The following is a 19,240-nucleotide window of genomic DNA, read 5'->3' on the forward strand; positions in this document are numbered from 1 at the left end:
TCGGGCTCCGTTCGAGCTCGCGAACAATGGTTGCCTGTATCCGCAGGCTGCATCGTGTCTGCTCGCTCCGCCTTGTCATCGGCGCCAGTGATAGCCGTGAACTTGGCCCACGCCAAATACGGGGGCGGCGCCACCGGGGCGCTCGAGTCCCATACGTCCTGCCGGCGTCAACGCGCCGCCATTCAGCACGTCGCGGTCGGGATACATCGAGGCATAGGCCGCGGGCTCCTGGTCGGCGAAGGACCAGGCGGCGGAAGCCGATGAAATTGTTGCTGTTGAGATCAGTGCCGTAGCGATCAGGATCTTGAATGCGCTCATAGCGATTCTCCATTGTTGTCTCGTGCGGAGGGTCGCTTGGCGAGGATCGCTGCTCGGCTGGTGGCGTTTCCGAAAATTGTCTTCTATGTCGAGATATATAGGTCGCCCTGCGAGCAAAACCCGTGCGCGTGCATCACGCTCGCGAGAAGATGGCCGAGTGCAGAACATGGTGCCCAGGCTATCGACGAATACCTTGTGCGTGTCGCATGGAATCCTGTCACCGATGTCAGAAACGATCGCGCGATCGTGCATGGTCAAATCGCGCGCGGCGCCCAGTTCTCGATTCAGGTCATACAGAATTGGGAGTGCAGCCATGAGACTGATCTCGTTTCTCTGCGTCGTCACCTGCCTTGCTCTCTCCGGCGCCGCGCTTGCCCGCGGCGGCGTCGGCTCGTCGATGTCGATGGCGAGCGGCGGTGCGCTCGGTACGAGTGCCGGCAGGCCCGGGACGAACTCGCTCGGTACCGCGCTTTCGTCGTCCGAGAGCGGCGGTCGCGCGATCGGCGGGCCGTTGCTCGGCACGGACAGGACCATCGACAAGGAAGACGCCCGGCTCGAGAAGATGCTTGAAGGATCGATCTGCCGCGGCTGCTGAGATTTTCGCATCGAAGCATGATTAGCGTAGGCTGACGCCGGAATTGGCTTCCGGGCGAGGTGTTTTTTTTGGAAAGGTTGGTGGTAGGCTGAGCACGAGATCCAGGAACCGCTTGGGGCTGTCGATGATGGCTGAGCCAGGCCAGCGACCCGTGTATGTGTGCGGGGAATGGGAAGTCGATCTTGCCCGACGGGAGTTGCGCTCGATGGGAGCGCCCGTTCCCTTGGGAGGGCGTGCCTTTGAGATCCTTGCCGAATTGGCGCAGGCCCAGGGCGAACTGGTCACCAAGAACGATCTGACCGAGCGCGTGTGGCAGGACGTCTTCGTCGAGGAGAGTGCACTCCGCGTGCACATTGCGGCGATCCGGAAGGCCCTTGGTTCGGGACGCGACATGCTCGTCACGACGGTCGGCCGCGGCTATCGCCTGGTGGGCGTGTGGCAGATCAGGCAGACGGACGCCCCGCTACAATCTGCCGCACCCGCACAGCTGTCGTCGACCAATATCCCCAACGCGTCATTCAATCTCATCGGCCGTACGGCTGCGACCACGCATCTGTGGGAGCTGATGTCGGCCTATCGAGTCGTGAGCCTCGTCGGCCCCGGTGGAATCGGCAAGACGGCGCTTGCGCTGGATGCCGCCAGAAAACCGCCGGCCGGCTTTGCCGCGGATCGATTGCTGGTCGAGCTGGCCGCGCTGTCCGATCCCAGGCTCGTCTGCTCCGCCGTTGCGAGCGTGCTCGGCATCAAGCTCGAAGGCGAAGAGATGTCGCCTGAATCCATCGCACGCGCGATCGGTGCCAGGAAATTGTTGCTGGTTCTCGATAATTGCGAGCATGTGGTCGACACCGTGGCCCAGGTTGCGGAGACCATCGTCAGTCGCTGTCCCGAGACCACCATCATGGCGACGAGCCGGGAAGCACTGCGCATCGATGGTGAGCATGTCTATCGCGTCACTCCCCTCGGCGTGCCGCCCCAAACCCGGCTCGAACCCGGCGCAGCATCCGCGTATGCCGCCATGGAGTTGTTCACGACGCGAGCAAGGGCCTTGGGTTCCAGCTTCGCGTCCGACGACGAGAACATCGATGCCGTCGCCGCCATTTGCCGGCGGCTGGACGGCATTCCGCTCGCGATCGAGTTCGCGGCGGCGCGCGCGGCGATGCTCAGTCCGCCGAAGATCGCCGCCCTTCTCGACGACAGGTTCAGATTCCTGACGACCGGCCGGCGTACGGCGCTGCCGAGGCAGCAGACGTTGCGCGCGACGCTCGACTGGAGCTACGACCTGCTGCCGGAGTCTGAGGCCCGCCTGCTGCGGCGGCTCGGCATATTTGCCGGGGAGTTCTTGCTCGAAGCGGTGATCGCAGTCGCCGGCGAGGACATCGGCGATGTCACCGGGCAGCTCGCCAATCTGGTGGCAAAGTCGCTCGTCCTCGCCGACATCAGGGGCGACCGCCCATACTATCGCCTGCTGGATACCACGCGCGCTTACGCGATGGAAAAGCTTCATGCCGGCGGAGAAGCTGCCGACGCGGCCCGCCGTCAGGCGAAGTACTATTGCGGCTTCTTCGCGAATGCGGAAGCAGACAGCGAGGTGAAGCCGCAGTCGGAGTGGCTCGCCTTCTATGGCCGGCACATCGACAACGTACGATCGTGCCTCGACTGGGCGTTCTCGCCCGGCGGAGACGCGCGGATCGGAGCGGCGCTGACCGCAGCGGCGGTTCCGCTATGGGTCCAATTGTCGCTCCTGTCCGAATGCCGCGAGCGGACCGAACTGGCCTTGGGCAGCCTCGACGAGAGCGCCGCCAACGCAGCGCGGCTCCGCATGCAATTGTCGGCCGCGCGTGGCTGGGCATTGATGTATGGCGTCGGAAGAGCACGGGAGGCCGGGCCTGCCTGGGCTGCGGCCCTGCAGCTTGCCGAACAACTCGGCGACAGAGACTATCTGCTGCGGGCGCTCTGGGGACTATGCATCGATCAGTTCAACAATGGCGAGTTCCGCAAGGCGCTCGAATTCGCACACCGTTTCGCCGAGGCCGCGGCCGATTGCAGCAATTCCGTCGACCGGATGATGGCCGACCGGCTGCTCGCCACGTCGCTGCACTTTCTCGGAGATCAGAAACTGGCGCATCATCACATTCAGCGGACCTTGTCGCGCCTCTCGGACCTCGCTGCGAAGCCGCAGGTCATTCGCTTCCGCTTCGATTTGAGAGCTTCGGCGCATTATTTCCAGGCGCGCATTCTGTGGCTGCTCGGTCGCCCGGATCAGGCATTGAGTGTCGTCGAGCGTAATGTCGAGGAAGGGCGGGTGAGCGGTCACGCTCTGACATTCTGCAGCATATTGGGCCAGGGCGCCTGCCCGGTCACCTTCCTTGCCGGTGATCTCGGCGCGGCGGAGCGCTATTGCACGATGCTGATCGAGCACACCGAACGTCATCCAATCCGGCTGTGGAACATCTGGGCGCGTGCATTCCGCGGCGTGGTGATGGTCCGAAACGGCGACGTCGGCGCCGGATTGCCGCTGCTTCACAAGGCGCTCGAGCTGGCGGGCGAGGCGCGCTTCCTGCCGCGCTTCCTGCTACCACTCGGCGAACTGGCGGCATGCCTCGGTGAGGCCGGCGAGGTGTCGCAGGGGCTCGCAACCGCCGACCAGGCGCTCGCCAGGTGCGAGGCGAGGGACGAGCGCTGGTATGCAGCCGAGCTCTGGCGCATCAAGGGCGAGTTGTTGCTGCATCCGGGCGAATGCCGTTCGGTTGCCGCCGCCGAGCAGGCCTTCGACAATGCGTTCCTTGTGGCGCGGGAGCAGGGCGCGCTGTCCTGGGAGCTGCGAACGGCGATCAGCCTGGCACGGCTGAGGATGAGTCAGAACCGTGCCGAGGACGCACGCCGCGTTGTTGCGTCCGTGCATGACAAATTCACCGAAGGTTTCGAGACTTCGGACCTGAAACGCGCGCAAGCAATGATCGCGGAACTCTCGGCGTCGTAGCTTCTCGCTGCAGTGGGATGCCCCGGGGACGTCATCCGATTGATCAATCGGATGCCGTTGCGGCCTCGGTGAGCGCCGCATCCCCCGTGCTCCGGAACGTTCTGCAACTTGTTGCGGGATCAGCATGCTTTGATGGATCGGGGCGATCTTCCCATTCCGCGCGGTTGTATCCGGATTGCCCGCAGCCTCGGCGGCAAGTTCGACCGCGACCTCGCGGCCGTTTTCAGAACGCCGGAACGGATTCGTGATGGCCGCCGAGAACGACGTGAACCGCCGTGCCTTCGCGAAATTTACGGTGCGTTTGGGAAGATCGCGCCGGCGTCGCCCCGCTAGGAAACTGATGTCATTCGAGCGGAGAGCTGCGCGTTCGATCGCCAGGCATCCTTCGTGCTGCAAGGAGACCTGATGAAACTGCCAGGCAGACTGGAGCGTTCGAGCCTTGGATCGCTCATCCTGATTGCAGCCGTCCTTGGCTGTAGCGCCGCGGCCTTCGCATACTCCGCGGGTTGGCTCTCGCCTGGGCGTCTCACGCCGGATCGGATGATCGCGGCATTGACGCCGCCGAGCGGCCCGCCACTCGGACACCGGCGGAACCATGCCAAGGGAATCTGCTTCACCGGCACGTTCGAAGCGAACGGGAATGGTGTGGAGCTCTCCCGCGCCAAGGTGTTCGCGCAGGGCCGCTATCCGGTCCTCGGTCGTTTCAATCTCGGCACCGCCGATCCGAACGCGGTGGATGCAACCGTGCGCGTGCGCGGCATCGGGCTGCAGATATCGGCGGCGGACGGCGAGGAGTGGCGAATGGCGATGATCAACCCGCCGTTCTTTGCGGTTTCCACGCCCGAGGCGTTTCACGAGCTGCTGGTTGCGGCCGGCAAGAAGGAGCCTGAGGCGATGACGGCGTTCACCCGCGCCAATCCGGAGTTCGGCGCGTTCGCAGCCTGGGCCAAATCGGCGCCCTGGACCGCAAGCTATGCGGAGGAGCCCTACAACAGTCTCAACAGCTTCGTCTTCACCAATGCGAAGGGCGATGAGCACACCGTGCGATGGTCGCTCGTTCCCACGGCAGTGCCTGTCCCCATCGCGCAGGCGGATCTGCAGAAGCGCGGCCCCGATTTCCTCGAGCAGGACATCACGGACCGGGTGCGGTCCGCCCCGCAACGATGGACCATGGTCACCACTGTTGCCGATCCCGGAGATCCGACCGCGGATCCAAGCAGGGCCTGGCCGGAGAACCGGCGTAAGATGCAGGTCGGAACGCTCGCCGTGCAGCGAATTGAAGCGGAGCGGGATGGACCCTGCCGCGACATCAATTTCGACCCGACCGTGCTGCCGCAGGGAGTCCGCGTCTCTGACGATCCTTTCCCGGCTGCGCGCTCGTCGGTCTACCGCAAATCCTACGATCTGCGGGCGTCCGAAGCCGGGGCCTATCCGAGAAACGGGGCCGCCAAGCCATGATCCGTGCTCCACATCGCTTCGCCCCGATCCAGCGGCTGCTGCACTGGCTGATGGCGCTCTGCATCATCGCCATGCTCTTCATCGGTGTCGGCATGGTGTCGACCGTGGCGCCGAAATACCTGCCGCTCATCCTGATCCACAAGACGCTCGGCGTTGCGCTCCTCATCCTCGTCCTGATCAGGCTGGCGCTGCGGCTTCGCCTAGGCGCGCCGCCTTTGCCGGCCGATCTTCCGCCGGTGATGAAGCTCGGCGCTAAATTGTCGCATCTGCTGCTCTACGGGTTCATGATCGTCATGCCCTTGCTTGGGCTAGGCATGCTCTGGGCCGCAGCCTATCCAGTCGTCCTGTTTGGCGGGATTGAAATTCCGGCGTTGCTGCAGCAGAGCGACCGCGGGCATACGTTGCTTTGGAACGCCCATGTTTATCTGGGCCTCGCCTTCTTCGCCCTCGTGCTGCTGCACCTGGCGGCGGCGCTGTTCCACGCCTTGATCCGTCGCGATGGCGTGTTCGCGACGATCTCGCCCCTGCCGCAGCGGGAGCGGATGAAGCCCGCCGAATGAGCGGGCAGGCAGGCGTTCAATCCGGGAAGCTCGCCGCTCGTGCGTACAAGTTCGCCGCGCAACGCTCGGCATCGTGCAGATCAACAATATCGTCGTTACCGCGAAAGATGGGTCGAAGGGCCGCTTGTACGCTTGCTCCCATCCATGACCGGAAGACCGGTCGCACGTGCAAGGGACAAGCCATGACGGATATGCCGAACTCGAAGGCGTCGCTCGGAAGGGCCTTCCACGCGATCAGCGGAAAATGGGGCTGGTTCGTTGCACTGGGCTTCGCGCTCGGAAGCCGGGCGTCGCGCCACTCGGCCCAGCCGGCGACGGTGTAAGCCATGATGACGGGCTCGACATTCACGCGGCATTGGGAGATCGCCTGGCGCGGCGGTCAGACACGGTCGACCTCGCGGCTGGTGGCCGAGGAGACGGCCATCGCGCTCACCTATAACGGCTCGACCCATGCCGTGATGATGGGGACGCCGGCCGATCTGGAGGATTTCGGTATCGGCTTCAGCCTCACGGAAGCCATCGTCGAACGACGAAGCGAGATCAGAAGCATCGATCTGATCCCGAACGAGCTCGGCATCGAGGTGCGGATGTGGCTCGATGGCGACCGCGCGGGGCCGCTGGCCGCTCGTCGCCGCGCCATCAGCGGTCCGGTCGGGTGCGGACTATGCGGCATCGAAAGCCTCGAGCAGGCGCGCCGCACGCCCTCGCGGGTGGAAGGCCGCGGCGTTGCCTTTCACGCGCGAGATCTGCTCGACGCGATGCAGGCGCTGTCACCCCTGCAGACGTTGAACCAACACACGCGATCCGTGCACGCGGCGGCGTTCTGGTGCCCCCGCACCGGCATCGGCCCGGTCAGGGAGGACGTCGGCCGCCACAATGCGCTGGACAAGCTCGCGGGTGCCATCATGCGCGATGACAGCCCGGCTCGTGATGGCGCCGTGCTGCTGACGAGCCGCGTGTCGGTCGAGATGGTGCAGAAGGCGGCGATGATGGGCGTGCCGGTCGTCGTGGCCGTGTCTGCCCCAACCGCGCTCGCCATCCAGACCGCGAAGGAAGCGGGCATCACCCTTGTGGCGATTGCCCGCGACGACGGATATGGCGTGTTCACGCACCCGCGACGCGTTCTGCTGCCTGACGAGGCTGCGCCGCGCGCGGGATGCTGACCTTGCGGGCCGGCCAGCATGGCGATACAGGCCGCATCTCCGGAGCCCGCAGCTGAGCTGCGCGTCGCCGCCTGTGCTCCGGAGCGATCGCTCCCGGTTGCGGCCCTGCTGACGATGTCGGGCGGCTTTCTCGATGCCTTCACCTGGCTCTCGCTGGGCGGTGTGTTCGCGAGCTCGCAGACCGGCAATGTCGTCTTCCTCGGCATCGACGCCCTTTCGGGGCAATGGCAGCGGGCGGCGCATCATCTGCTTCCGATCGTCGTCTTTCTCCTCGGCGCGTGGGTGGCGATCCGCATCCAGGCGCCGCTGCTCTGTCTCGTTGCGCAGATCGTCTGCCTCGCGGCCGTGATGCTGCTGCTGCACCGGATCCCTGATCCGCTCGCCATTCTCGGCATCTCCTTCGGCGTCGCGCTGCAATCGGCCAGCTTCAGGCACGTCGAACGCTGGAGCTATCTCTCGGTCACCGTCACCGGCAACATGCTGCGCGCCATCGATGAGTTCGTGTCGACGTCCGATCGCGACGCCTCGCATGGCGGCGGCGCCATGCTCGTGCTTTGCCTGATGTTCCTGTGCGGCGCCGCCATCGGCGGCTTTGTCACGATGCGGCTCGGCGCGGCCAGCCTTGCGGTGCCGATCGCCTTGTCCGCATGCGCGCTGTTGCTGTGCTGGCGGAACCGGATCGGCCGCGATCCGGACTGAGCGGTCTGTCTTCCGCTGTGCGCCGTCACACCATGCCATTCGGCAAAGCGACGTTCGTTCGCGGAAGCAGGTAGCGCGGTGCGCGCCGTATCATTTCCAGCAAGTGCCGGGATGGCACTTCCGACATCAACTGCCACGAGAGGCAAGGATGAACGACCTTCGCAAAGAGACAGACAGCCTGGGTGAAGTGTCCGTTCCCGCGGACAAGCTCTGGGGCGCGCAGACGCAACGTTCGCTCGAACATTTCAGCATCGGCAAGGACCTGATGCCGCGCGAGATGATCCAGTCCTACGCGATTCTGAAAAAGGCCGCGGCAATCACCAACTACGCCGGTGGCCGTCTCGACGGCACGCTTCACAAGCTGATCGTCCATGTCTGTGACGAGATCCTGGCCGGCCAGCACCACGACATGTTTCCGCTTCACGTCTGGATGACCGGTAGCGGAACGCAGTTCAACATGAACGTGAACGAGGTGATCTCGAACCGGTGCTGTCAGATCGCGGGCACGCCGCTCGGCAGCAAGCATCCGGTCCATCCGAACGATCACGTCAACATGTCGCAGTCGTCGAACGACAGCTTCCCGTCGGCGATGTACATCGCCGCGGCCACGAACGTGACCGAGCGGCTCATGCCCGCCGTCGAGGCGCTGCACGACGCGATTGCCGAGAAATCGGACAAGTGGGACGACGTCGTCAAGATCGGCCGCACCCACATGCAGGATGCCACCCCGCTGACGCTGGGGCAGGAGTGGTCCGGTTACGCCGGCATGCTCGCGGACAACCTGGCGCGCATCGACGATGCGCTCAAGGGCGTGTTCCGGCTCGCGCTCGGCGGCACCGCCGTCGGCACCGGGATCAACGCGGCGCCGGGTTTCGCGGAGGCCGTCGCGGCCGAGATCGCGCGGTTGACCGGTCTTCCCTTCGTCAGTGCGCCCAATAAGTTCGCCGTGCAGGGCGCGCATGATGCGCTGGTGCAGCTATCGGGCACGCTTCGCACGCTTGCCGGCTCGCTCTACAAGATCGCGAACGACATCCGCCTGATGTCCTGCGGCCCGCGCGCGGGCTTTGCCGAATTGCTGATCCCCGAGAACGAGCCGGGCTCGTCGATCATGCCGGGCAAGGTCAACCCGACGCAGGCGGAGGCGCTGACGATGATCGCCGTGCAGGTGATGGCGAACGACGTCGTCGTCGGTTTCGGCGGCGCCGGCGGCTATCTCGAAATGAACGTCTACAAGCCGCTGATCATCCACAACATCGCGCAGTCCGTCACCATTCTCGCCGACGGCTGCACGAACTTCCGCACCTTCCTGGTCGAAGGCGCCGAGCCGAACCACAAGAAGATCCAGGAATATGTCGAGAGATCGTTGATGCTGGTGACCGCGCTCGCACCGGTGATCGGCTACGACAAGGCGTCGCGGATCGCGCATTACGCAATGGACAACGATCTCACGCTGAAATCGGCGGCGTTGAAGCTCGGCTTCGTGACCGAGCCGGAGTTCGACCGCATCGTCGATCCCGCCAAGATGGTCAGACCCTACGTCGCCGAGATCAAGGTGCCGCTCACGATCGGCGCGAAAGCCGGCTGAAAGGAGAGAACGATGATCCGCTGTGTACGTCTATGGACCGGACAGGACAACAACTCGCATTTCGAGGAAGGCTTCCTCGAGCTGGAGCCGGGCCAGCGTGGCGACTTCCTGACCGGAAAGATCGATGCCGCCAGCGTCTCCTTCCAGGAGACCGAGTCGGGCGGCGCTTTCGCCTGGCACACCGCGCCGGTGCGCCAGCTCGTGATCACGCTCAGCGGAACGCTCGATTTCCAGACGCGTGACGGCCACCACTTCCTCATCCATCCCGGCAATGTCCTGCTGGCGGAAGACACCGCGGGCTCCGGGCACAGCTGGAAGCTGACGGACGATTCGTCCTGGCGCCGCGCCTATGTGGTGCTGCGGCCGGGAGCCGACGTGCCGTTCCGCGCCAAGGCGCGGCAGCCGGCGCGGGCCTGACCGGGCCATCCAGAGCATACCATCGCACCCCAACCAAACGAAGAGAGCTGCCATGCAAGGAACTTCCGAATCCGACGTCGTCCTCATTGGCGCTGGCATCATGAGCGCCACCCTCGGTGTCTTTCTCAAGGAGCTGGAGCCATCGCTCACGATCCAGATGCTCGAGGCCCTCGAGGATTGCGCGCTCGAAAGCTCGGATGCCTGGAACAATGCAGGCACTGGCCACGCGGCCAATTGCGAGATGAACTACACGCCGCAGCGGTCTGACGGCAGCGTCGATATCTCCAAGGCGCTTGAGGTCAATGTCGAGTTCGACCTGTCGCGGCAGTTCTGGTCCTATCTCGTCGCGCGCGGCGCGATCGCCGATCCCAGATCCTTCATTCATCCCGTGCCGCACATGAGCTTCGTGCACGGTGTCGACAACGTCGCCTTCCTCAGGAAGCGGTTCAAGGCGATGGCGGCGCATCACTGCTATGAGGGCATGGAATACAGCGAGGATCCGTCGAAAATCGCCGAGTGGGCGCCGTTGGTGATGGAGGGCCGCGCCAGTGGCGATCCCGTCGCGGCGACGCGCATCATCACCGGGACCGACGTCGATTACGGCTCGCTGACCCATCTCCTGGTCCGTCATCTCGTCGGCCAGCCGGGCTGCGCGGCGCACTACAAGAGCTGGGTCACCGATCTCGCTCGCGAGCAGGACGGTCGCTGGCGCATCGAGGTGCGCGACACCGACAGCGGCGAGACGCGATCGGTGCGCGCCAAGTTCGTCTTCATCGGCGCCGGCGGCGGTGCGCTGCCGCTGCTCGAAAAGTCCGGGATTCCGGAGGGGCGTGGCTATGGCGGTTTCCCGGTCAGCGGGATCTGGCTGCGCTGCGACGATCCGGAGATCAACAAACGTCATCATGCCAAGGTCTACGGCAAGGCCGCCGTCGGCTCACCGCCGATGTCGGTGCCGCATCTCGACACCCGCGTGATCGGCGGCCAGCGCTCGCTGCTGTTCGGACCCTATGCCGGCTTTTCGAGCAAGTTCCTCAAGCACGGCTCGCTGCTCGATTTGTTCGAGTCCGTTCGTCCCGCCAACGTCAAGCCGCTGCTGTCGGTGGCGCGCGACAATTTCGGCCTCACGGAGTACCTGGTCGGGCAGGTGCTGCAGTCCGAGAGCCATCGCCTGGCGGCACTCGACGAATATTTCCCGAAGGCCGATCCGAAGGACTGGCGGCTGCAGGTGGCGGGCCAGCGCGTCCAGATCATCAAGCCCGACGTCAAGCGCGGCGGATTGCTCGAGTTCGGGACCGAGCTCGTCGGCGCCGACGATCATTCGCTGGTCGCCCTGCTCGGCGCCTCGCCGGGCGCCTCCACCGCGGCGTTCATTGCGATCAGCGTGCTGCAGAAGTGCTTCGCCGGCGAGCTGACGGCGAGTGCCTGGCTGCCGAAGCTGAAGCAGATCATCCCGTCCTATGGCGTGTCGCTGATCGAGGATGCGGATTTCTGCCGCCAGATCCGCGCGGCGACGGCGGAGGTGCTCAAGGTCGACAACATCCCGCAGCCGGCCGCGCGCGCGCCGGCGGTCGCCAAGCGAGCATAGGAAGAGAGGGGGCTTGCCATGGACCCGACGGCGCTTCTCCTCTCGCGGCTGCAGTTCGCCTTCACCATCTCGTTCCACATCATCTTCCCGGCGTTCACGATCGGGCTTGCCGCCTGGCTCACGGTGCTCGAAGCGATGCACCAGTACACCGGCAGGCCCGTCTACCGGACCCTGTTCGAGTTCTGGCTCAAGATCTTCGGCGTCGCCTTCGGCATGGGGGTGGTATCGGGCGTGGTGATGGCGTTCCAGTTCGGAACGAACTGGAGCGTGCTGTCGAGGATGTCGGGTCCGATCCAGGGCCCGCTTCTCTCCTACGAGACGTTCACCGCCTTCATGCTGGAGGCGGGCTTCTTCGGCATCCTCATCTTCGGGCGGCCGCGGGTGCCGCCCTGGTTCTACCTGTTCTCCACTGCGATGGTCGCGCTCGGAACCACGCTTTCGGCGTTCTGGATCATGGTCAACAACAGCTGGATGCAGGTGCCGACCGGCTACGTATTGGAGAACGGCCAGTTCGTGCCGAACGATTGGGCGCAGATCATCTTCAACCGGGTGGTCTGGGTCCGCTTTCCGCACATGCTGCTTGCCTCATATCTCACCGGTGCCTTCTGCGTAGCGGCGACCGGCGCGTGGTATCTGCTGCGGCGGACCTATCGGGCCGAGGCGCATGTGATGCTGCGCATGGGTCTTGCGCTCGCGGCGGTGCTGCTTCCGGTCCAGCTCTTCATCGGGCATCTCGTCGGCGACTACGTCCACGACTACCAGCCCGCCAAGTTCGCCGCGATCGAGGCGCGCTGGCATGACGAGCAGCCGGCCTCCGAGGTGCTGATCGCGATCCCCGATTCCGCAACTGAGTCGAACAGATACGCCATCTCGATTCCGGTGCTCGGCAGCATCATCGGCAGCATGAGCCTGACGTCGAAGGAGGTCGGCCTGACCAGCTTCGCGCCGCAGGATCGCCCGCCCGTGGCGATCCCGTTCTTCGCCTTCCGCATCATGGTCGGCTGCGGCTTCGTGATGCTGGGGCTGGCCTGGTTCGGGAGCTGGCTCGGCCTCAAGCATCGGCTCGAGCGCAGCCGCCTGCTGCTGTGGGGCATCTTCCTCAGCTTCCCGCTGCCGTGGATCGCGATCCTGACCGGCTGGTACACCGCGGAAGTCGGCCGCCAGCCCTGGACCGTCTACGGCGTGTTGCGGACCGCCAATGCCGTGACGCCGTTCCTCACGGCGTCCGCCGCGCTGACCTCGCTGATCCTCTTCGTCGCGGTCTACGCCTTCATCTTCTCGTTCGGGACCTATTACATCTATCGGCTGCTGCGCGCCGGCCCGGCGGGACTCGGCGGCAAGCCGCTCCATGTCCCGGTGCCCAACCGGCCGATGTCGCTTGCCGACAAGATGCCGGCAATCGTCGAAGCGGGAGAATAGCCATGGTGACGTTCTGGGTTGCGCTGCTTGCCATCAGCATCCTGATCTATCTCCTTCTCGACGGATTCGACCTCGGCGTCGGGATGCTGTTTGGCCTTGCAGGCAGCGAGACGAGGCGTGAGGCGATGCTGCGCACGGTCGCTCCGGTCTGGGACGGCAACGAGACCTGGCTGATCGTCACCGGCGTGATCATGTGGGGCGCGTTCCCCGTGGTCTATTCCATGCTGCTGTCCGCGCTCTATATCCCGGTCCTGGTCATGCTTCTGGGACTGATCCTGCGCGGCGTCGCGTTCGAGTTTCGCGGCAAGGCGTCAAGCACGCGCTGGATCTGGGACGTCAGCTTCACTGCGGGGTCGTTTGCCGCAAGCTTCATGCAGGGCGCCATGGTCGGGGCGCTGGTCGAGGGACTTCAATTCTCGAACGGCGAATATGCCGGAGGCACCTTCGGCTGGCTGACGACCTTCTCGGTCTTGTGTGGGATCGGCCTGTGCTTCGGCTATGCGTTGCTCGGCGCCTGCTGGCTCGTGAGGAAGTGCGATGGGTCCATCCGCGAGGCCACGCGGCGTCAGATCCCGTTGCTCGCCGTCGCGGTGCTGGCTTTCCTCGTCGTCGTCTTCACCCACGCCCTCATCGAACATCTGCCAATTCTGCGCCGGTGGATCGAGCGGCCGTATCTTTTCCTGTTTCCCCTCGTCGGCGCAGGCGCGGCCGCGGTGCTCGCGACGAGCATCCTGCGCCACGACGATTATTGGCCCTTCCACATGGTTTCGCTGATCTTCGCGGCGGCGTTCGGCACGCTCGCTCTGTCGTTCTGGCCCTACATGATCCCGTTCGTCGTGACGATCGACGAGGCCGCGGCGCCGCATGCAAGTCTCGCCTTCATGTTCTGGGGGGCGGGCCTGTTCGTGTTCCCGCTGATGCTGCTCTATGTCGCGGTGGGGTATCGCGTCTTCCGCGGCAAGACGGCTGCGGCGGTGGATCACTACTGACGGCGACACGCGCGAACCGCGAATAAAAAGAAAGGCGCCGGTTTTGGCGCCTTTCTCATTTCAGGAGCCTAAGTCTCTCAGGACTTGGGCATGACTCCCGGGCTGTTGTCCGGCCATTGCGCGACCAGCTTCTCGTCGATGTTGAAATGCTGAGCCACCAGCTTGGGCGGCGTGTGCGTCAGCCAGTTGGAGAGCGAGACCTCCTCGTAGCGCGGCGCACGGAATACGCCGACGAACTGCAGCTCGGTGTCGCCGACATTCTCGACATAATGGCCGAGATTGCGCCGGACATAGCCGATGTCGCCGGCCGAGAAATCCGTCGTCAGCGCGTTGGGACCGGTGTCGAACACCGTCATCCGCGCCTTGCCCTTGATGTAGTACTGCCATTCGTCGGCATTCGGATGCCAGTGCATCTCACGCACCGCGCCCGGCGGCATCGTCACCAGCGCCGCAGCGACGGTGGTGGCCACCTTGAAGTTGCTGCTGTCGGCGACGCGGATGCTGCCGGCGGAGCTCTCCTTGACCGGAGCTGAACTGCCGAGCGAATGGATGAAGGGATAGGGCGGTGCTTCGGCTTGCCTTGCGACTGCGGCGCGATCGGCGGCGAGATCGCCGGGCACAGTGCCCTGGAAAATCCAGCGATTGTGCAGCGGGATGTTTGCGAAGGCCTCGGCCGACACGCCGAAGTTCTTTGCCAGCACCTCGGGCGGGGTATGGGCGAGCCAGTCCGTCACCAGCAGCGTGTTGAACTCATTGGCGTGGCCGTCGTCGAAGCAGATCACGAACTCGCATCCGTCCGGACCCAGTCCCTGTAGCGAATGTGGCGCGCCCGGCGGGAAATACCAGAGGTCGCCGGCCTTGAGGTCGCCGACATAAGGGCGCCCTTGCGTGTCCAGCACGGTGATGCGGCAGCTGCCGTAAGTCATGATCGCCCATTCGGCGGCCTGATGCCAATGCAGCTCACGGATGCCGCCGGCGGCCAGGCGCATGTTGACGCCGGAAATCTCCTTGGAGATGGCGAAGTCTTCGACGGTGACCTGACGGGCCCAGCCGCCGTTCTGAATGCGTCGCGGCGCATTGTTGAACGAGGCCCAATCCATCGGCAGCCCGCCGACGTCCGTCGCCGGCGGCGTTTGTGCGGAGGGGAATTGCCTGGCCAGGTCGGGATTTTGCGGACCGGGATCGGTCAGGCTTCCTGGGCTCTTGGCGTTGATGGCGCCTTGCGGCGGCTCATCGGGATTGCCGAATGTTGCGGCCTGCGCACTGGAGCCGACCATGGCGGCACCTGCCGCGGACATGGCCAGCAGATCACGTCTTGAAAACATCTTGGGTCGCTCCTGAAAATTGTCGAAAGCCCTCCGTCGCGATGGGGCTCCAACCGCCAAGCCTAGTTTCCGCCTGTGGTTTCAGCTTCCGGGAACGGCGCTATTTTTGCCGGAATGCACTGGCTGCTGCTGCGGCAGGGCGGCCGGGACCGAACGTGTGCAATTGAGGAATAGCGTTTGTTTTGGGAAGACGGCGCTGCCTGCGCGATCCTTAACTGGCCCGGAGAATGGCAAGATCGAGAGATGTCGAGATGACCACGAAATCGGTTCGTCCCTACCGTGAACCCGCCGGCGGCTGGGGCGCACTCAAGGCGCTCAGCGAAGCGCTCCTGGTGCAGCGCGTGCCGCTGAAGGGCGCGGCGACGCTGAGCCGGATGAATCAGCCGGAAGGCTTTGATTGTCCCGGCTGCGCCTGGCCCGATCCGAAGCACACCTCCTCGTTCGAATTCTGCGAGAACGGCGGCAAGGCGATCGCGTGGGAGGCGACGTCGAGGCGATGCACGCCCGAATTCTTCGCCGAGCACACCGTCACGGAGCTCGCGAGCTGGAGCGACTACGATCTCGAGATGGTCGGACGGCTCACGCGTCCGATGGCTTATGATACCGCATCCGATCGCTATCTCCCGGTGGAGTGGAGCGACGCGTTCGACATGATCGGACGTGAGCTGAGGGCGCTGCCGGATCCGAACATGGCGGAGTTCTACACCTCGGGGCGGACCTCGAACGAGGCCGCCTTCCTCTATCAGCTCTTCGTGCGCGAATACGGCACCAACAATTTCCCAGACTGCTCGAACATGTGCCATGAGGCGACCAGCGTCGGCCTGCCGCACTCGCTCGGCGTCGGCAAGGGCACCGTGCTGCTGGAGGATTTCGACAAGGCCGATTGCATCTTCATCTTCGGCCAGAACCCGGGCACCAACAGTCCTCGGATGATGACCAGCCTGCGCAATGCGGCCCGCCGCGGCGCCTCCATCATCTCCTTCAATCCGTTCCGCGAGCGGGCGCTGGAGCGTTTCCAGGCACCGCAGAGCCCGGTCGAGATGATCACCCTGTCGTCGACGACGATCAGCTCCAAACTGTTCCAGGTGCGGGTCGGCGGCGACGTCGCCGTCCTCAAGGGGATCATGAAGGTCCTGGTGGAGGCGGACGAGGCGGCCCGCGCCGCCGAGCAGCCGGACATCCTCGATTGGGATTTCATCCGCGGTCACACCGTCGGCGCCGAGGCGCTGATCGACGATCTCAAGCGCACGCAATGGCCCGACATCGAACGGCAGTCCGGCCTGACGCGCGAGGACATGGAATATGCGGCCGACGCCTACATGAAGGCGGAGCGCGCCATCCTCGTCTACGGCATGGGCATCACCCAGCACTGGCGCGGCGCGAACAACGTGCAGCAGATCGCCAATCTCGCGCTGTTGCGCGGCAATGTCGGACGTGAGGGCGCCGGCGTCTGCCCGGTTCGCGGCCACTCCAACGTGCAGGGCGACCGCACCGTGGGGATCACAGAGGTTCCCAAGGCGGACTTCCTCGAACTCCTGGAGCAGCGCTTCGGCTTCAAGCCGCCGGCTGCACCGGGACACAATGTGGTGACTGCGCTGGAAGCGATGATCCGCGGCGAGGTGAAGGCCTTCTTCGCGATGGGCGGCAATTTCGCCGCGGCCATTCCGGACTGGCAGGCGACTCAGGCCGCGCTCGGCAAGCTCGATCTGACCGTCCACGTCTCGACCAAGCTCAACCGCAGCCACCTGATCCATGGCCGCGCCGCCCTGATCCTGCCGTGCCTCGGGCGCACCGAGATCGACATCCAGGCATCGGGGCCGCAGTCGATCACGGTGGAGGACTCGATGTCGATGGTGCATGCGTCCGGCGGCCGCAACAAGCCGGCCTCGGAGCATCTCCTCAGCGAGGTCGCGATCATCGCCGGCGTCGCCAAGGCGACGCTCAGCGATCGCACGGTGGTCGACTGGGACGGCTTCGTTGCCGATTACGACCGCATCCGCGATGCGATCGAGGCGGTGTTCCCGATCTTCCAGGGCTACAATGCCCGCATCCGCGTGCCCGGCGGCTTCCACCTTACCTCGACGGCGCGCGAACGCATCTGGGCGACGCCGTCGGGCAAGGCCAACTTCCTGGTCTTTCCGGGTTGCGGCGAGGATCCACCGCAGAGCGATGACGATTTCCTGTGGCTCACCACCATACGCAGCCACGACCAGTACAACACCACGCTCTACTCGATGTCCGACCGTTACCGCGGCGTGTTCGGCCAGCGCGACGTCGTGTTCCTCAACGAGTATGAGTTGAAGAGGCGGGGATTGGCCGACGGCGACCGCGTCGACCTCATCACCGCCTCGACCGACGGCGCCGAGCGGATCGTGCGCAACTTCCGCGTCGTGGCCTATTCCTTCCCGACCGGCTGCTGTGCGGCGTACTATCCGGAAACCAATCCGCTGGTGCCGCTCTATGCCCGCGACCCCCTCAGTTTCACGCCGTCATACAAGGGGGTCCCGATCCGTCTGGTGCGCTCGGCCGGACCGGAGCAACAGGGGTAACCGCGGAAAAATTGCGGTCAGGCATCCACACTGAGATCGGACCGCGGCGAATCCGCCGCGACGGACATCGGCAGGGTGAACCAGAAACGGGCGCCGCCCTGCGCGGCGCTGCCCTCGGCGCCGATCCGCCCTCCATGTGCTTCGACGATCGACCGGCAGATGGGAAGCCCCATGCCCATGCCGCTCTCCTTGGTCGTGAAGAAGCTGTCGAAGAGCCGGCCGGCATGTTCGCCGGCGATGCCGGGTCCGTTGTCCTCCACGGAGCAGCACAGCGTGGCCGCGTCCTGCGCGACCGTGCTGATGACGATCCTGCGATCGTCAGATCCCGCCTGTGTCATCGCCTGCGCCGCGTTGATGGCCAGATTGACGATCACCTGCTGCAGCTGGGTGCGGTCGCCGAGCACCTGCGGTGCGGCCGGATCAGGCCGGTGCAGGATTGTTACGCTGCGGGATTCCATCTCGTGCCGCAGGAAGAGAAGGGCTTCGCGAACGATCTCGTCAAACGACAGGGAGGCCTGCTCGGGCGCTTTCCGCGACGCCATGCCGTGAACGCGCGCCACGATGTTCGCGGCGCGCTTTGTATCCACGACGATGTTCTCGATGGTCTTGCGGATCTCGACGATATCAGGAGCCGGCCTGTTCAGCCATCGCAGCCCGGCGGCGCCATTGGTGGCGATGGCGGCGAGGGGCTGATTGACTTCGTGCGCGATCGAGGCGGTGAGCTCGCCCAGCATCGAGACCCGCGCGGCATGCGCGAACTCGGCCTGCACCTGCTGAAGCTTCTGCTGGGCGCGAACACGCTGTGAGATGTCGATCGTGCCGACCAGGCTGACCTCGAGATCGTTGATGGGGCCGACGCGGGCGGTCGTGAAGAGAACGTCGACGACGCGGCCGTCCCACGTGACCATCTTGGTTTCTTCCTCGAAGTTCGTCTCGCCGCGATAGCGGGACTCCATCGCCCGGCGGAACGTGTCGGGGCGCTCCTTCCAGGTGTCGGCCAGGGAACGTCCGACATAGCCCTCGCTGCCTCCGCCGAACATCTGGATGGCCCGTTCATTGGCCTCCTGGAACGTGAGCGCATCCATGCAGGTCCGCAGAAACTCGGGATGGCTGTCGAAATAGGCGCCGAGATCCTTGACGCCCTCGGCGCGCAGCTTTCGAAACAGCGCGACGAGCCGGCTGGCGTCGAGCTGCCGGAACGCGATCGGCATGCGGCTGAACAGATGGCGGTAGCGCAGCTCGCTCCGCTCCAGCTCGACGTGGGCCTTCTTCAGGGCCGTGATATCCATGATCGCGCCGACGAGCGTCAGCGAAGCGGCCAGAAAAGCGGCAAAAGCGATCGCCGTGAAATTGTCGCCAAGCAGCGAACAGGCGAAGGACAGCAGGGTCAAAACAAGGCTACCCCAAGCCCACAGCAGAATCCGGTCCTGTATTGTCTGGATCGGCAGCAGACGGCGCCACCATCGCTGCGGCTGTACGGGATGAGAGCCATCCAGGCGTTCGAGCGTCATGCAGAGGGTCTAGCGCGCCGCCGAGGGGAGGTCTTTTGCGTTTTCGCAGGCACTTTGCCAAAACGCACGAAGCTGCTGCCGAGCCGC

16 protein-coding genes are annotated in these 19,240 nt (G+C 64.9%); 12 read left to right on the forward strand and 4 right to left on the reverse strand.

Translation table 11 applies throughout. The annotated features are described in order from the left end of the window. Positions 1-75: 75 nt before the first annotated feature. Positions 76-633: a hypothetical protein gene (locus tag IQ16_RS46525; RefSeq protein WP_244635638.1), complete on the reverse strand. Its 558-nt coding sequence runs from the start codon at positions 631-633 to the stop codon at positions 76-78. Between IQ16_RS46525 and IQ16_RS12360 the strand changes: the two genes are divergently transcribed. The 4 genes from IQ16_RS12360 to IQ16_RS12375 all read left to right on the forward strand — a co-directional run bounded on the left by IQ16_RS12360 (position 632) and on the right by IQ16_RS12375 (position 5,911). Further along, positions 632-913 carry a hypothetical protein gene (locus IQ16_RS12360; protein ID WP_018641404.1) on the forward strand — a complete coding sequence of 94 codons (282 nt, stop codon included), beginning with the start codon at positions 632-634 and terminating at the stop codon, positions 911-913. The genes IQ16_RS46525 and IQ16_RS12360 overlap by 2 nt on opposite strands. Positions 914-1,118: 205 nt before the next feature. Then, positions 1,119-3,893, forward strand: a complete 2,775-nt coding sequence (locus IQ16_RS12365; RefSeq protein ID WP_244635641.1) for an ATP-binding protein — start codon at positions 1,119-1,121, stop codon at positions 3,891-3,893. Between the two features lie 405 nt (positions 3,894-4,298). Beyond that, positions 4,299-5,351, forward strand: a complete 1,053-nt coding sequence (locus IQ16_RS12370) for a catalase family peroxidase (RefSeq protein WP_018641402.1) — start codon at positions 4,299-4,301, stop codon at positions 5,349-5,351. Continuing rightward, positions 5,348-5,911, forward strand: coding sequence for a cytochrome b (locus IQ16_RS12375; RefSeq protein WP_018641401.1), 564 nt, complete (start codon positions 5,348-5,350; stop codon positions 5,909-5,911). The genes IQ16_RS12370 and IQ16_RS12375 overlap by 4 nt, the downstream gene beginning before the upstream one ends. Before the next feature lie 16 nt (positions 5,912-5,927). On the opposite strand, the gene IQ16_RS45600 is transcribed toward IQ16_RS12375, so the two are convergent. Beyond that, complete coding sequence (locus IQ16_RS45600; RefSeq protein WP_018641400.1) at positions 5,928-6,239, reverse strand: hypothetical protein; 312 nt, start codon at positions 6,237-6,239, stop codon at positions 5,928-5,930. Here IQ16_RS45600 and fdhD point away from each other — a divergent pair. The 7 genes from fdhD (at position 6,238) to cydB (ending at position 13,768) form a co-directional block, all read left to right on the forward strand. Then, positions 6,238-7,074, forward strand: a complete 837-nt coding sequence (gene fdhD, locus IQ16_RS12385) for a formate dehydrogenase accessory sulfurtransferase FdhD (protein ID WP_018641399.1) — start codon at positions 6,238-6,240, stop codon at positions 7,072-7,074. The genes IQ16_RS45600 and fdhD overlap by 2 nt on opposite strands. Before the next feature lie 18 nt (positions 7,075-7,092). Beyond that, positions 7,093-7,773, forward strand: a complete 681-nt coding sequence (locus IQ16_RS12390) for a YoaK family protein (protein WP_018641398.1) — start codon at positions 7,093-7,095, stop codon at positions 7,771-7,773. Between the two features lie 148 nt (positions 7,774-7,921). Next, positions 7,922-9,358 (forward strand): class II fumarate hydratase, encoded by a 1,437-nt coding sequence (fumC, locus tag IQ16_RS12395; protein ID WP_018641397.1) that lies wholly within the window; start codon positions 7,922-7,924, stop codon positions 9,356-9,358. Positions 9,359-9,370: 12 nt separating this feature from the next. Then, positions 9,371-9,775, forward strand: coding sequence for a cupin domain-containing protein (locus IQ16_RS12400; protein WP_018641396.1), 405 nt, complete (start codon positions 9,371-9,373; stop codon positions 9,773-9,775). Then, on the forward strand, positions 9,708-11,360 hold the full coding sequence (mqo, locus tag IQ16_RS12405) for a malate dehydrogenase (quinone) (RefSeq protein ID WP_283812180.1): 1,653 nt from the start codon (positions 9,708-9,710) through the stop codon (positions 11,358-11,360). Before IQ16_RS12400 ends, mqo begins: the two co-directional genes overlap by 68 nt. Positions 11,361-11,378: 18 nt before the next feature. Beyond that, positions 11,379-12,779 (forward strand): cytochrome ubiquinol oxidase subunit I, encoded by a 1,401-nt coding sequence (locus IQ16_RS12410; RefSeq protein WP_018641394.1) that lies wholly within the window; start codon positions 11,379-11,381, stop codon positions 12,777-12,779. Positions 12,780-12,781: 2 nt separating this feature from the next. Next, positions 12,782-13,768 (forward strand): cytochrome d ubiquinol oxidase subunit II, encoded by a 987-nt coding sequence (cydB, locus tag IQ16_RS12415; RefSeq protein WP_018641393.1) that lies wholly within the window; start codon positions 12,782-12,784, stop codon positions 13,766-13,768. 77 nt (positions 13,769-13,845) lie between these two features. On the opposite strand, the gene IQ16_RS12420 is transcribed toward cydB, so the two are convergent. Beyond that, the gene (locus IQ16_RS12420; RefSeq protein ID WP_018641392.1) at positions 13,846-15,093 is read right to left on the reverse strand and encodes an oxalate decarboxylase family bicupin; all 1,248 of its coding nucleotides are present in this window, start codon (positions 15,091-15,093) and stop codon (positions 13,846-13,848) included. A 251-nt stretch (positions 15,094-15,344) separates the two neighbouring features. Here IQ16_RS12420 and IQ16_RS12425 point away from each other — a divergent pair, with 251 nt between their 5' ends. Continuing rightward, on the forward strand, positions 15,345-17,642 hold the full coding sequence (locus tag IQ16_RS12425; RefSeq protein ID WP_018641391.1) for an FdhF/YdeP family oxidoreductase: 2,298 nt from the start codon (positions 15,345-15,347) through the stop codon (positions 17,640-17,642). A gap of 17 nt (positions 17,643-17,659) precedes the next feature. Here IQ16_RS12425 and IQ16_RS12430 read toward each other — a convergent pair whose 3' ends face one another. Next, positions 17,660-19,033 (reverse strand): sensor histidine kinase, encoded by a 1,374-nt coding sequence (locus IQ16_RS12430; protein ID WP_018641390.1) that lies wholly within the window; start codon positions 19,031-19,033, stop codon positions 17,660-17,662. Positions 19,034-19,240 lie beyond the last annotated feature (207 nt).

The organism is Bradyrhizobium huanghuaihaiense (assembly GCF_007830635.1).
In the GTDB taxonomy this organism is placed as follows: domain Bacteria; phylum Pseudomonadota; class Alphaproteobacteria; order Rhizobiales; family Xanthobacteraceae; genus Bradyrhizobium; species Bradyrhizobium huanghuaihaiense.

What these genes read in the sequence shown, in the direction of transcription:
- IQ16_RS46525 (WP_244635638.1), bottom strand. Translation starts at nt 633, where the DNA reads ATGGCTGCACTCCCAATTCTGTATGACCTGAATCGAGAACTGGGCGCC.
- IQ16_RS12375 (WP_018641401.1), top strand. Translation starts at nt 5,348, where the DNA reads ATGATCCGTGCTCCACATCGCTTCGCCCCGATCCAGCGGCTGCTGCAC.
- IQ16_RS12360 (WP_018641404.1), top strand. Translation starts at nt 632, where the DNA reads ATGAGACTGATCTCGTTTCTCTGCGTCGTCACCTGCCTTGCTCTCTCC.
- IQ16_RS12390 (WP_018641398.1), top strand. Translation starts at nt 7,093, where the DNA reads ATGGCGATACAGGCCGCATCTCCGGAGCCCGCAGCTGAGCTGCGCGTC.
- mqo (WP_283812180.1), top strand. Translation starts at nt 9,708, where the DNA reads ATGTGGTGCTGCGGCCGGGAGCCGACGTGCCGTTCCGCGCCAAGGCGC.
- IQ16_RS45600 (WP_018641400.1), bottom strand. Translation starts at nt 6,239, where the DNA reads ATGGCTTACACCGTCGCCGGCTGGGCCGAGTGGCGCGACGCCCGGCTT.
- cydB (WP_018641393.1), top strand. Translation starts at nt 12,782, where the DNA reads ATGGTGACGTTCTGGGTTGCGCTGCTTGCCATCAGCATCCTGATCTAT.
- IQ16_RS12410 (WP_018641394.1), top strand. Translation starts at nt 11,379, where the DNA reads ATGGACCCGACGGCGCTTCTCCTCTCGCGGCTGCAGTTCGCCTTCACC.
- IQ16_RS12420 (WP_018641392.1), bottom strand. Translation starts at nt 15,093, where the DNA reads ATGTTTTCAAGACGTGATCTGCTGGCCATGTCCGCGGCAGGTGCCGCC.
- IQ16_RS12365 (WP_244635641.1), top strand. Translation starts at nt 1,119, where the DNA reads ATGGGAGCGCCCGTTCCCTTGGGAGGGCGTGCCTTTGAGATCCTTGCC.
- fdhD (WP_018641399.1), top strand. Translation starts at nt 6,238, where the DNA reads ATGATGACGGGCTCGACATTCACGCGGCATTGGGAGATCGCCTGGCGC.
- IQ16_RS12400 (WP_018641396.1), top strand. Translation starts at nt 9,371, where the DNA reads ATGATCCGCTGTGTACGTCTATGGACCGGACAGGACAACAACTCGCAT.
- IQ16_RS12370 (WP_018641402.1), top strand. Translation starts at nt 4,299, where the DNA reads ATGAAACTGCCAGGCAGACTGGAGCGTTCGAGCCTTGGATCGCTCATC.
- fumC (WP_018641397.1), top strand. Translation starts at nt 7,922, where the DNA reads ATGAACGACCTTCGCAAAGAGACAGACAGCCTGGGTGAAGTGTCCGTT.
- IQ16_RS12425 (WP_018641391.1), top strand. Translation starts at nt 15,345, where the DNA reads ATGACCACGAAATCGGTTCGTCCCTACCGTGAACCCGCCGGCGGCTGG.